We start from the raw sequence: 11,982 nt of genomic DNA, 5'->3' as shown, positions 1-11,982 counted from the left end.
CCCCATGTGCGGAATCACCGGCTGGGTGTCGTTCCACCGCGACGCCCGTGAACAGGCCCCCGTCATCGAGGCCATGACCGCCAAGCTCACCCCGCGCGGCCCCGACGCCGGAGGCGTGTGGGTCGGTGAGCACGCGGCGATCGGTCACCGGCGCCTCGCCGTCATCGACATATCCGGCGGCGTCCAGCCGATGCTGGACCGCCCCGACTCCCCCGCCGTCGTCCTCACCTACAGCGGCGAGGTGTACAACCACCATGAACTGCGCGCCGAGTTGCGCGGTCTGGGGCACGTCTTCCATACCCGCAGCGACACGGAGGTCGTGCTGCGCGCGTACGCCCAGTGGGGCGAGGCGATGGCGGACCGGCTGGAGGGCATGTTCGCGTTCGCCGTGTGGGACGAGCGGGAGCAGCGGCTGCTCCTGGTGCGCGACCGGCTGGGCGTGAAGCCGCTGTTCTGGGCTGCCGTCGACGGCGGCCTGGCGTTCGCGTCCGAGCCGAAGGCGCTGTTCGCGCACCCCGAGATCCGGCCGCGGGTCGACGCGGACGGACTGCGGGAGGCGTACAGCCTCCTGTTCAACACCGGGCCGACCGTCTGGTCCGGGGTCCGCGAGGTGGAGCCCGGCGGGCTGCTCGTCCTCGACCGGGGCGGCATCCGCGAGCGCCGCTACTGGCAGCTGGAGGCCACCGCGCACCGCGACGACCAGGACGCCACCGTGGAGCGGGTGCGCGAGCTGGTCGGCTCCGCCGCCCGCAGCCAGCTGGAGGCGGACGTCCCGCTGTGCAGCCTGATGTCCGGCGGCATCGACTCGACGGTCCTGACCGGTCTGCTCGCCGAGGAACTGCGCCGCCGCGAGGGCGCGGACGCCCGCATCCGCTCGTACGCGGTGGACTACAGCGACCAGGCGGAGGAGTTCACCGGCGACGTCCTGCGCACCGGTCACGACACCCCGTACGCCACCGAGGCGGGGGCGTACATCGGCACCGACCACAGCACCGTCATCCTCGATCCCCGGGCGCTGCTCGACCCGGAGAACCGCAAGGCCGTCGTCATCGCGCGGGACTCGCCGATCGGCGTCGGGGACATGGACACCTCGCTCTACCTGCTGTTCGGCGAGATCCGCAAGCACTCGACGGTCGCCCTGTCCGGCGAGGCCGCCGACGAGGTGTTCGGCGGGTACCCGTGGTTCCACAACCCGAAGGCGCTGGCGGCCGACACGTTCCCGTGGCTGCTGGTCACCGGCGACGAGGCCGCCATGCCGATGAACCCCGAACTGGGGCTGGGCCTCGCGGAGTTCCGCGCCGACACCTACCGCAGCGCCCTGGCCGCCGTGCCGCACCTGGACGACGAGACGCCACAGGAGCACCGGCAGCGCGTCATGCAGCACGTGTCGCTGACGCGGTGGCTGCGCCAGCTCCTGCACCGCAAGGACCGGCTGAGCATGGCGCAGGGCCTGGAGGTCCGCGTGCCGTACTGCGACCACCGGCTCGTCGAGTACGCGTTCTCCACGCCGTGGTCGCTCAAGAGCTTCGACGGCCGCGAGAAGAGCCTGCTGCGCGCCGCCGGTGCCGGGTACGCGCCGGACTCGGTGCTGCACCGGCCGAAGAACCACTACCCGGCCACCCACCACCCGGACTACAACCGGGGCCTTCAGGAGATGGCGCGTGACGCGCTCACCGTCGACCAGGTGCGGGCGCTGGCCGACGAGACCCTGATCAAGCCGTGCCTGGACACGCCGCCCGACCGCCTGGAGTGGGGCCACCGCCTGCGCCTGGAGCGCGTCGTGGACCTGGCGCTGTGGCTGGACCACTACAAGCCCGAACTGGCCCTCTGACCCGGCCTTCCGAACTGCCGCGCCCGCGCCCCTTCCCCCGGGGGCGCGGGCGCGGCCCTTTCCCGGCGGTCCCTTTCGCGGTGGCCCCTTTTGCGGCGGCCCCGGTCTCCCGGCCGCCCGGACGGCCGCCGTGGCGACGGCCCCGCGCGGGAGGGCCTCGTGCGCCCCTGCGCCCCGTACCGGATGGCCCTCCTGCGGCCCCGTACCCGGGCGGTTGTGTACGGCCCCGCGCGCGGGCGTGTGAAGGCCGGTCGTACGGTGGTGGCGTGCGCCCGCGGCCGCGTGCGGCGCCGGGGCGGGAGGGGGCGGAATGCGGGTGCTGACCTGGAACGTGTGGTGGCGCTTCGGCCCGTGGGAGCAGCGGCGGGACGCCGTCCTCGCGGTGCTGCGCGACCTGCGGCCCGACGTCGTCGGCCTGCAGGAGGTGTGGGCCCGCGACGGGGAGAACCTCGCCCGGTGGCTCGCGTCCCGGCTGGGCATGCACTGGACGTGGGCGCCGTCGCGGGCGCCGCAGGGCTGGCAGCGGCGGATCGGCGACCCGGCCGTGGAGGTCGGGAACGCCGTACTGAGCCGCTGGCCCATCGCGGAGCGCGCCACGGCGGAGCTTCCCGCGCCCGAGGGCGAGGACGACGGACGACTGGCCCTGTACGCGGGCATCGACGCCCCCTCGTGCCGGGTGCCGTTCTTCACCACGCATCTCAGCTCGGCCGACGACGCCTCCGCGCTGCGCTGCCGCCAGGTGGAGGAACTGGCCCGGTTCGTGGCGGCGCACAGCGAGGGGACCGCTTTCCCACCCGTGGTGACGGGCGACTTCAACGCGTGGCCGGACTCCGACGAGGTACGCCGGTTCGGCGGCTACAAGACGGCCCCCGTGGTGCCCGGGCGGGTCCTCGTGGATGTCTGGGAGTACGCCGACCCGGCGCAGCCGTCGGCGACCTGGGACGCAGCCAACCCGTACGTCGCCGCGCGCCACTCGCCGAGCGTCCGCATCGACTACATCCACGTCGGTCCGCCGGGCCCCGGCGGTCTCGGCGCACCCCGCTCGGTGCGGCGCGCCGGCGACGGGCCCGTGGCGGGCGTCTGGCCGTCCGACCACGCCGCCGTGCTCGCGGACTTGCGGGACCACTCCGACGCCGCGGAGCCGGACACGGCCACGGGCCCGGCGCCCGCGACGCGGGCGGACAAAGACTCGAAGGGTCGGCGGGCGGTGTGAATCGGCGGTCGGCCCGCCCGACCGACGACACCATTGCGCCGTTCGGGCGTTGAGGTACCCGTGAGGCCGCCGCAGAGACGATTCTGCATGAGGGGGATCGGCCCCTGCGCCGCGGCGTCACCGGTGAGGCCGATGACGAACGTGCGGAGAGTGACCAGGTGGGGAAGCACGGTGGCGGGCCCGGGGTACCGCCCGCGTACGGGACGCGTGACGCGCTGGTGGGGCGCGACCGCGAGGTGTCCGAGGTGCGGGAGCTGGTGGCGGCTCATCGCCTGGTGACCGTGGTGGGCGGGGTCGGGGTGGGCAAGAGCCGCCTGGCGGCCGCGGCACTGCCGGGCGCCGGGCGGACGCGGACGGGGCCCGGTCCCCGGGAGCGGGTCGTACGGGTGCGATGGCGCGGCACCCGTCCGGCCTCGCCCGGGCAGGTCGCCGCGGCGGTGTTCCACGCCGTCACGGGGGCGCCCCCGCGCTCCGGGCCGGTCGGCGTCGCGGACGTGGCGGCGCGGCTCGCGGGGAGCGGACGCACGCTGCTCTTCCTGGACGACATGGACGCGGCGCACCGGGCGTGCGTCGGCGTGGTCCGGGAGCTGCTGGAGGCCGTGCCCGGCCTGCGCGTGCTGGTGACGGCGCGCCAGCCGCTGGGGCTCGGCGAGGAGCGGGTGTGCCGGCTGGGTCCGCTGCCCGTGTCGGCCGGCGCGGCGGGTGTGTCGCCGGCGGCCGAGCTGTTCCTCGCCGCGGCGAGGGAGGCGTGCGGCGACGCGGTGGCGGACGCGGTCGGTCCGGCCGCGGCGGAGGAGGTGTGCCGGTCCCTCGAGGGGCTGCCGCTCGCGATCACCATGGCCGCGCAGCAGCTCGCGGACCGGAGCGCCGACGAGCTGGCGCGGGCGCTGCGGCACGGCCAGTGCTGGCTGACGAGCGAGCGGGCCGCGCTGCGCCGCCACCGTTCGCTGCGCAGCGCCGTGGGTGCCGCGTACGCGCTGTGCGACCGGACGGAGCGGGTCGTGTGGGCGCGCGGCAGCGTGTTCGCGGGCGGCTTCGACGAGTCGGCGGCGGCGTTCGTGTGCGTGGGCGGGAGCGTCGCGCCGCAGGACGTCCCGGCGTGCCTGGCCCGGCTGGCCGCCGCGGGCGTGCTGGAGCTGATGGGCGAGCCGGGCGGGTTGCGCGCGCCGCGGTACCGGATGGCGCGGGCCGCGCGGGACTTCGGCACGGAACGGCTGTGGGAGGCCGGGGAGGCGGAGATCGCCGCCGAACGGCTCGCGGTGCACGCGCGGCGCGTCGCGGTGGTGGCGGAGGGCCTGTGGAACGCCGGCGGCCAGGCGCAGGCCGCGCAACTCCTCAGCGACGAGCGGGAGAACCTGCACGCCGTCCTCGACCGGGCGGTACGGCGGCCGGAGCAGGCCGGCGAGGTGCTGGAGACGGTGGCCGGGCTGTGGTTCTGGTGGGTCGTGTACGGGGAGCGGGAGGCGGGGCGCCGCCATCTGCTGCGGCTGCTGCCGCACGCCCCGGCCGACCGGCCGGTGACCGTGCGTGCGCTGTGGCTGGCGGCGTGGCTGTCGGCGTGCGACGCGCCGCGCACGGCGGACGAGCTGCTGCGGCGGGCGTGGCCGGCGGCGGTGATGCTCGGCGACAGCGCGGCGGTCGGGCGGATCGCCCATGTGCAGGGGGTCCTCGCGCTGCACGAGGGCGCCCTCGCGGAGGCCGCCGACCACTTCCGGGAGGCGGCGTCGCTCGTGCCGGCGCGGGCGCCCGGCGGGCCGTCCCCGGCGGTGAGCCTGGCGGCGCTGGCGGTGGCGCAGGCCGGGTTCGCGCCGGGCGCGGCGCACCGGACGGCGCGGCGCGCCCTGGCGCAGCGGGAGGCGCGCGGTGACGCGTGGGCGACGCTGGTCGCCCGGTACGCGCAGGCGTACGTCGACCAGCGGCGCGGTCACCCCGGCCGGGCGTGGCGCCGTACGCGCAGGGCGCTCGCGTCGCTGGACGCCCGCCTGCCGCTGCCGTACGGCTCCGACGCGCTGCGCCGGTTGCTGGAGGACCTGGAGCGCGGCGCCCCCGGCCGGCCGCCGCACGCCGCGAAGGCGGCCGCGCCGGCCCCGCTCGGCTTCGAGGCCCCCGCCTCCCCGCCGCGCGGCGCACCACCCCGCGACACCTGCGCGGCGGTCCGCTGAGCGGCGGCCCGGCGAGGGAAGACGGGTGGAGAACTCCGGCGAGGACCGGAGGCCGGCCAGCCGGAGGCGTCCGGCGGAGGCGGAAGGCGGGGGCGTCCGGCGGAGGCCGGGGGCGGGGGCGTCCGGCGGAGGCCGGGGACGGGTCTGGCGGTCGCGGCCGACCTCAGTCGACGCGAACGTCAGTCGCCGCGAACGTCGGCCATCGCCTGCTCCCGCCCTCGACCGGCGTGCGCGGAGGCGACCGGACCGGTGGGGCCGGTGCCCGCCCCCGCCCCTGGGCCGGTCGGGAGGTCCGTATCTCCGCGCGGGCGGAGGAGGGATGCACGGACCAAGGACTACCCGGCGGAGGCGCTGTCGTAGGCGCCGCGCGGCGCTTGTCGTGCTTCCTTCGTCCGGCGCCGTGCGGCGGGGCGGGGTGGTGAGGTTGGCACGATCGGGTGGATTGGGCGGCGGCCGGGGCTCCCGTCGCGCCGCCCCGCATACGCTGTGGCGTCGCCGCGGCGCGGGCAGCCGGCGGCGCTCACGCGCTACGGGGGTGGCATGGGTTTCGGGTACGGACAGCGGCGCGGCGGGCAGCTCCCCGCCGAGCGCACCGGTTTCGTCGGGCGCGCCGCGGAACTGGACGCCGTGGCCCGGGAGCTGGAACGGCACCGGCTGGTCACGCTGACCGGTCCCGGCGGGGTCGGCAAGAGCCGGGTGGCGCTGCGGGCGGCCGCGCGGCTGCGGGAACGGTTCCCCGACGGAGTGTGGCTGGTCGAGCTGTCGGCGCTGCGCGACCCGGATGCGCTGCCCGCCACGCTCGCGGCGGTGCTGGGACTGTCGGAGCGGCCCGGTGCGCCGCCCCTCGACGCGGTGGTGGCCGGTCTGCGGGAGAAGCGGCTCCTGGTCGTGCTGGACACCTGCGAGCACCTCATCGACGCGTGCGGGACCTTGAGCGATGTACTGCTGCGGGAGGCCGAGGGGGTGGCCGTGCTCGCGACGAGCCGGCAGCCGCTGGACGTGCCCGGGGAGCGGTGCGTACCGGTCGGGCCGCTGGAGGGGGACGACGCGGTGGAGCTGTTCGCGCGGCGCGCGGCGGACGTCGTACCGGACTTCGCCGTGACGCCGGACAACCGGGCGCGGGTGGCGGCCCTGGTGGAGCGGCTGGACGGGGTGCCGCTGGCGCTGGAGCTGGCCGCCGTGCGGCTGCGTGCCGTGCCGCTCGCGGAGCTGGTGGCGCGGCTGGACCGTCCGCTGCGGGTGCTGACCGGGGGCCGGCGGTGCGCTCTGGACCGGCACCGCTCCCTGCGGGCGGCGATCGGCTGGTCGTACGAGCTGTGCACGCCCGGCGAGCGGCTGTTGTGGACGCGGCTCTCGGTGTTCCGCGGTCCGTTCACGCTGTCGGCGGCCGAGACGGTGTGCGCGGGCAGTGGTCTGGCCGGTGAGGAGGTGCTGGAGGCGCTGGTGGGCCTCGTCGACAAATCGGTTCTGCGGCGCGTGGGCGACGAGGGCACGCGGTATGTGCTGCCGGACGCGGTCCGCCGGTTCGGCGGGGAGCTGCTGGAGCGCTCGGGTACCGCCGGGCTGTTCCGCGACCGGCATCTGGAGGCGCACGCCTCGTTGGCGCGGCGGTTGTGGACGGGCCTGCTGACGCCGTCGCAGGCCGCGTCGTACCGAGCCGTGCGCGAGGGGGCGGCCGACGTGCGGGCCGCGCTGCGGCACGCGTACGGCTCCGGGGGGCGCGCCGTGCGGGGCCTGCGGCTGGCCGCGCGGATCACGCCGTACTGGCGGGCGGCGGGGGCGTCGGCGGAGGGGCGGCAGTGGATCGACGAGGGTCTGGAACTGGTGCCGGAGGAGTGCCGGGAGCGGGCGTGGGGGCTGTTCGCGACGGGGCTGCTGGCGGTGTGGTCGGCCGACCGCGCGTTGGCGGCGGAACGATTCACCGCGGCCGTCGAGGCGGCACGGCGCACCGGAGACGGGCGGGTGGAGCTGTACGCCGACGCGTATCTGGGGGCGCTGGCCGCGCTGGACGGGGACGTGGAGGCCGGGACGGCGCGGGTGGAGGCGGCGCGCCGCCGGATCGCGGCGGCCGGGGACGCCCTCGGCGCGGCCGTCGTCCACGGCGAGGGCGCGCTGCTGCGGGCGGCGCTCGGGGACACGGCCGGCGCGCTGGAGTGGTGCGGGGCGGCCCTGGAGGGCTTGCGGGAGACGGGTGAGCGGCAGTTCTCCGCCGCGGCGCTGACCGTGCGGGGGGCCGTGCTGTGGCGGGCCGGGGCGTACGAGGCGGGCGCCGAGGCGCTGCGCCGGGGCCTGGCGTGGGCCGGTGAGGTCGGGGACGTGCCGGTCGGGGCTTCGGCGTGCCGCGTTCTCGGCTGGCACGCGGCGCGGCGGGGGCGGTACGCGCGGGCGGCGTGGCTGCTCGGGTACGCGCAGGGCGCCCACCCGCTGCGGGAGGACCCGGTGGTGACCGTGCCGGCGCTGCTGCGGGAGCACATGTCCGTGCGGCACCGGGCGCGGTCCGCCCTGGGCCGGGAGGGGTTCGAGGCACATCTGCGGGCCGGGGCGGGGCTGTCGCTCCCGGAGGTGCTGGCGGCGGTACGGGAGGACGTGGACGTACTGGACGCCGCCCCGCCGGACGGCGGGTCACCGGACGGGGTGGCGGCGGGCCGTGCCGCCCGGCGCGCGGGTGCGCGGGGTGTGGGCGCGCCGCACACCGGCGTACCTGCGGACGCGCCCCGGCCCGCTGTGGCGGCGCGCGATGCGGGGGTGCTGACGCCCCGCGAGCGGGAGGTCGCCGCGCTGGTGGCGCGCGGGCTGTCCAATCGGGAGGTCGCCGAACGGCTGGTGATCTCCAAGCGGACCGCCGACGCCCATGTGGAGCACATCCTGGCGAAGTTGGGGGTCCGGTCACGCAAGCAGATCCCGCCGCCGCACGATGAGCCGCCCGTGAGCGGCCCCGCGGCCGGGGAGCCGCGGGTGCACGCGCCGCCCGCCGGGGATCCGCCCACCGGGACCGCGAGGTGAGCGCGTACGTATACCGAGCCGTCCCGGGCTCCGGGAATCCGGATACCGATCTCGTGGCGAATTCCCGACAGTGCCGTGCCCGGCAGGTCACGCTGGTAGGCGCCCCCGGAGGGGCGGGAAAGTGCGCGGGCCGGCCGGTGGCCGCCGTCGTCCCCCCGCGGCCGCCCCGGTGAGAGGCCGGCGCCGCCTCCCCCTCCGGTGGTCGGACCGGTGGCCGCCCCGACGGGCCGGGGCGGCCGCGGTCGAAGCGCACCCGGCGCCCCCTACGGAGAGGAACTCCTTGACGCACCGCCCCGAGACCGACGGCCCCCGGCGGCTCTCCACGGACACCGCCCGCTGGCCCGGCACCCCGCACCGGCCGGCCACCGGCCTGCCCGCACCCGGCACCCGGCAGCGGTCGGACACGGCCCCGCCCTGGCCCGGCACCCCGCAGCGGCCGGCCGGCGCCGGGCCCTGGCCTGCGGCCCCACCGGGCGGCACCGCGGCCGGGCCCCTTCAGGCGAATCGGTTCTCCGTGCGGCGCCGCTGGACGGTGCCGCCCTCGACGGCCGCGCCGCGCCCCGGGAACGTTCCGGTGGCGCCGGCGGCGGAGGTCGCACGGCCCCCGGCGGGGACCATGCCCCTCGACGTGATGCCCTTCGAACTCCAGGTCGGCGACTGGCTCCCGTTCACCGACGAGGTGGCCCGCCGTGTGGTGGACCTGCGCGCGGTCGGCCCCGGCAACGCCTACCGGCGGGTCGACGTGGGCGACGTGCCGGCGCTCACCGTGACCCACCGGGTGCGGGTGTACCGCGACGTGGCGCGCGTGGTGCGGCCGGAGCGCGGCGGTGGCGCAGCTGCCGCCAGGTAGCGGTGGGGCAGGGGCCCTGCGGCCGGTCCTTGAGGAAGTCGCGGTACGGGACCCGGCGCGGCCGCGGCCCGGTCTCCACCCAGTGGCCCTTGCCGGACACGGTGTCCCAGGTGCCGTTGGGCATCGGCAGGTAGCCGCGTCGGCCGGACTTGTCCTGCGAGGTGATCTGGAGGACGTCGGCGTGTCCGCGGCGGCGGCGCAGGACGACGCAGTAGTGCCGCGCGGCCTGCTCGCTGTCGCGGAACGGCACCATCGCGAGCCAGACCTCGCCCGGCAGCGGCCGGCCCCGCTCCCGGCGGCGTACGACCCCGCGGAAGACCAGGGCGGTGACGCCGGCCGCGAGGCTCTCCAGAGTGGCGCCGAAGGTCCAGTCGTCGGTGCCGACCCGGTCGCGGACCCACAGGGCGACCAGCGCGCACAGCGCCAGCAGCACCGCCGTGCGGACGGCGAGGCCGGGCGCGCGGCCGGGGCGGCGGCGCCCCGCCGACCAGGTCACGGTCAGCGCGGTCAGCACGGAGACGGCGCCGAGCGCGGCCCACTCCCACCAGAGCGGCTGCTGGGGCGGCGACTGCGCCGCCATCAGGTCGGACACGGTCAGCGGCGACGTCAGCAGCTGCCCGAGTATGCCGACGGCCGGCACCAGGGCCAGGCAACCCCACATGGCTCTTCCCCCTCGTCCCGCTCCCCGTCCGTCCCGCCGCTCCGGGACTCCCCCGGCAGACCCTCGCAGACTGGGTGCCGCCGCGGCATCCGCAGATCGTCGTAGGCGAGGCCGTAACCGTACGCGGACGGCGCGGGGACCACACTGGACCGAGGGGAGTTGACGATGCGTCAGTTGTCGAGGAGCCGCCACGCGGTCAGGGCGACCCGCGCGCGGGTCAGGCCCGCGGGCTCCGTCAGGTCGATGCCGAGAGTCCTCGCGATCTGTTCGAGCCGGCGGGCGACGCTGCTGTGGTGCAGGTGCAGAAGGTCGGCGGCGCGGCGCAGGGAGCCGGTGGCGCAGTAGGCGTCCAGGGTCTCCAGGTCCTCCGGGCTGCCGGCGACGCGGGCGACGGCGGCCACGTCGGCGTTGCCCGCCGCGGTGTCGCGCGGCACGTCGGCGAGGAGGGCGAGCGCGCCGAGGTCGGCGTGGCGGACGACGGGGTCGCGCGGGGTGGTGAAGCGCAGGGCGGTCCGGGCCTGCCGCCAGGACGCGGCGGTGCCTTCGGCGGCGCCGAGTCCGGCGCGTACGCCCTCGGGGAACCGGGTGGTGTCCACCGCGGCGGCCAGGATGACGCCGACGTCGGCGAGCGCCGCCGCCTTGACCGGCCCGGCCGGGCAGATCAGCCCGCCGATCCGGTCGAGCGGCAGCGACGTGCGCACGGCGACGACCTGGACGGGACGGCCGGCGGCGAACCCGAGGAGGCGCAGCGCCCGTGCGCGGGCGGCCTCGTCGCCGGTCGAGCTGACGGCCAGTTCGACGAGGGCGGGGTCGGCCATGGTCGTCCGCGCCGGGCCGTACCGCTCCACGGCGGCCGCGGCGGCGATGGCGAGCCGTTCGAGCAGCACCTCGTCCAACGGGTGGGCGGGCGTGGCGCGTTCCAGCCACACCGTGCCGATCTCCTCTTCGTCCAGGGTGACCGGCACCGTGGTCGTCGCGGGGCCCGCCGGGCCGGGCTCCTCCGCGCCGGCGGGTGAGACGCGGATCGCCCGTCCCGTGCCGTGGAGGCGGAGGCCGACGACGCATTCGGCGAGGCCGGCCGAGGCCCGGGCGAGCGCCGGGAGGTCGACGCGGCGCCGCATCAGCGTGTCGTAGAAGGCGACGACGCGGATGGCGCCGTCGACGTACGAGTCCACTCCGGACAGCCGTTCGGCCAGTGCCTGCATGGGGGAAGGATAGGCGGGCGGCGGCGCGCCAAGTGGCGCGCGTCCGGGGGCGGATGGGCGACGGACGGCGGATGACCGGGGTGGGGCGCGGCCGTGAGGATGGCCGGCATGGACCCAGAACTCGAAGCGTTCATCCCGTTCCTCCCGCCCCTCGACCTGGCCGACCCGGTCGCCGCGCGCAAGGTGTTCGCGGAACGCGCCGCGTCCGTGCCGGCGCCCGACACCTCGGGCCTGGAGATCGAGGACCGCGTGGTGCCCGCCGACCCGGAGGTGCCGGTACGGATCTACCGCCCGCACGGCGCCCTGGGGGGCGCCCTGGTCTGGCTGCACGGCGGCGGAGGCGTCTTCGGCGACCTCGACACGGAGCACCCGTGGGCCGCCCGGCTCGCCTCGCAGTCCGGCGCGGTGGTGGTCTCCGTGGCCTACCGGCTGGCGCCGGAGCATCCGTTCCCGGCCGCGCTGGACGACGCGTACGCCGCGCTGCGGTGGACCGCCGGGCACGCCGGCGAGCTGGGCGTCGACCCGGCGCGCATCGCGGTGGGCGGGCACAGCGCGGGCGGCGGGCTCGCGGCGGCGACGGCGCTTCGGGCGCGCGACGAACAGGGCCCGCCGGTCTGCTTCCAGCTGCTCAACGAGGCCGGTCTCGACGACCGGCCGCTGACCTGGTCGCGGCGGCACTTCACCGATGTGCCGTGGTTCGACAGCCGCCAGGCCGACGCCGCGTGGCGGCACTACCTGGGCTCGGCGCCGGGCACGCCGTACGCCGCCCCGGCGCGGGCCGACGACCTGTCCGGGCTGCCGCCGGCGTACATCGCGACCGCGGAGCTGTGCCCGAACCGCGACGAGGACATCGCCTACGCGCTGCGTCTGCTCCAGGCGGGCGTCTCGGTGGACCTGCACCAGTGGCCCGGCACGTTCCACGGGTCGCAGGCGATCCTGTCGGCCGCGGTGTCGCAGCGTCAGATCGCCGATGTGTGCGCCGCCGTGCGCCGCGCCCTCGCCCCGTGAACCGCCCGGTCCGGGGAGCGTCCCCGGTCACCGGTCCCGTGGGCCGCCG

Annotated in this window: 8 protein-coding genes; 6 read left to right on the top strand and 2 right to left on the bottom strand. The window is 77.3% G+C overall.

Features of this window, described 5'->3' with window-relative positions; all coding sequences use genetic code 11:
• The first annotated feature begins 4 nt into the window (after positions 1 to 4).
• The 5 genes from asnB to ACSUPT_RS27190 all read left to right on the top strand — a co-directional run bounded on the left by asnB (position 5) and on the right by ACSUPT_RS27190 (position 9,059).
• Positions 5 to 1,831 carry an asparagine synthase (glutamine-hydrolyzing) gene (gene asnB / locus ACSUPT_RS27210; protein ID WP_436945912.1) on the top strand — a complete coding sequence of 609 codons (1,827 nt, stop codon included), beginning with the start codon at positions 5 to 7 and terminating at the stop codon, positions 1,829 to 1,831.
• A gap of 310 nt (positions 1,832 to 2,141) precedes the next feature.
• Positions 2,142 to 3,044, top strand: a complete 903-nt coding sequence (locus tag ACSUPT_RS27205; RefSeq protein ID WP_436945910.1) for an endonuclease/exonuclease/phosphatase family protein — start codon at positions 2,142 to 2,144, stop codon at positions 3,042 to 3,044.
• Between the two features lie 158 nt (positions 3,045 to 3,202).
• Positions 3,203 to 5,206, top strand: a complete 2,004-nt coding sequence (locus tag ACSUPT_RS27200) for an ATP-binding protein (protein WP_436945909.1) — start codon at positions 3,203 to 3,205, stop codon at positions 5,204 to 5,206.
• Between the two features lie 540 nt (positions 5,207 to 5,746).
• Complete coding sequence (locus tag ACSUPT_RS27195; RefSeq protein WP_436945908.1) at positions 5,747 to 8,209, top strand: helix-turn-helix transcriptional regulator; 2,463 nt, start codon at positions 5,747 to 5,749, stop codon at positions 8,207 to 8,209.
• A 280-nt stretch (positions 8,210 to 8,489) separates the two neighbouring features.
• Positions 8,490 to 9,059 (top strand): hypothetical protein, encoded by a 570-nt coding sequence (locus tag ACSUPT_RS27190; protein WP_436945907.1) that lies wholly within the window; start codon positions 8,490 to 8,492, stop codon positions 9,057 to 9,059.
• On the opposite strand, the gene ACSUPT_RS27185 is transcribed toward ACSUPT_RS27190, so the two are convergent.
• Together ACSUPT_RS27185 and ACSUPT_RS27180 are read right to left on the bottom strand one after the other, a co-directional pair.
• Positions 8,971 to 9,720, bottom strand: coding sequence for a hypothetical protein (locus tag ACSUPT_RS27185; RefSeq protein WP_403504012.1), 750 nt, complete (start codon positions 9,718 to 9,720; stop codon positions 8,971 to 8,973). The two genes, ACSUPT_RS27190 and ACSUPT_RS27185, sit on opposite strands and share 89 nt — an antisense overlap.
• A 170-nt stretch (positions 9,721 to 9,890) precedes the next feature.
• Complete coding sequence (locus tag ACSUPT_RS27180) at positions 9,891 to 10,925, bottom strand: helix-turn-helix domain-containing protein (protein ID WP_436945906.1); 1,035 nt, start codon at positions 10,923 to 10,925, stop codon at positions 9,891 to 9,893.
• A gap of 108 nt (positions 10,926 to 11,033) precedes the next feature.
• On the opposite strand from ACSUPT_RS27180, the gene ACSUPT_RS27175 reads away from it, so the two are divergent.
• Positions 11,034 to 11,933, top strand: a complete 900-nt coding sequence (locus ACSUPT_RS27175; protein ID WP_361663926.1) for an alpha/beta hydrolase — start codon at positions 11,034 to 11,036, stop codon at positions 11,931 to 11,933.
• The last annotated feature ends 49 nt before the right edge of the window (positions 11,934 to 11,982 follow it).

This window comes from Streptomyces sp. SudanB25_2051 (assembly GCF_964272635.1).
In the GTDB taxonomy this organism is placed as follows: domain Bacteria; phylum Actinomycetota; class Actinomycetes; order Streptomycetales; family Streptomycetaceae; genus Streptomyces.
The sequence above is the reverse complement of the archived record's forward strand: the minus strand, read 5'-3'. Positions and strand labels throughout refer to the sequence as shown.

Excerpts from the sequence above, each read along its gene's own strand:
- asnB (WP_436945912.1), top strand. The coding sequence starts at position 5 with ATGTGCGGAATCACCGGCTGGGTGTCGTTCCACCGCGACGCCCGTGAA.
- ACSUPT_RS27205 (WP_436945910.1), top strand. The coding sequence starts at position 2,142 with ATGCGGGTGCTGACCTGGAACGTGTGGTGGCGCTTCGGCCCGTGGGAG.
- ACSUPT_RS27195 (WP_436945908.1), top strand. The coding sequence starts at position 5,747 with ATGGGTTTCGGGTACGGACAGCGGCGCGGCGGGCAGCTCCCCGCCGAG.
- ACSUPT_RS27185 (WP_403504012.1), bottom strand. The coding sequence starts at position 9,720 with ATGTGGGGTTGCCTGGCCCTGGTGCCGGCCGTCGGCATACTCGGGCAG.
- ACSUPT_RS27180 (WP_436945906.1), bottom strand. The coding sequence starts at position 10,925 with ATGCAGGCACTGGCCGAACGGCTGTCCGGAGTGGACTCGTACGTCGAC.
- ACSUPT_RS27175 (WP_361663926.1), top strand. The coding sequence starts at position 11,034 with ATGGACCCAGAACTCGAAGCGTTCATCCCGTTCCTCCCGCCCCTCGAC.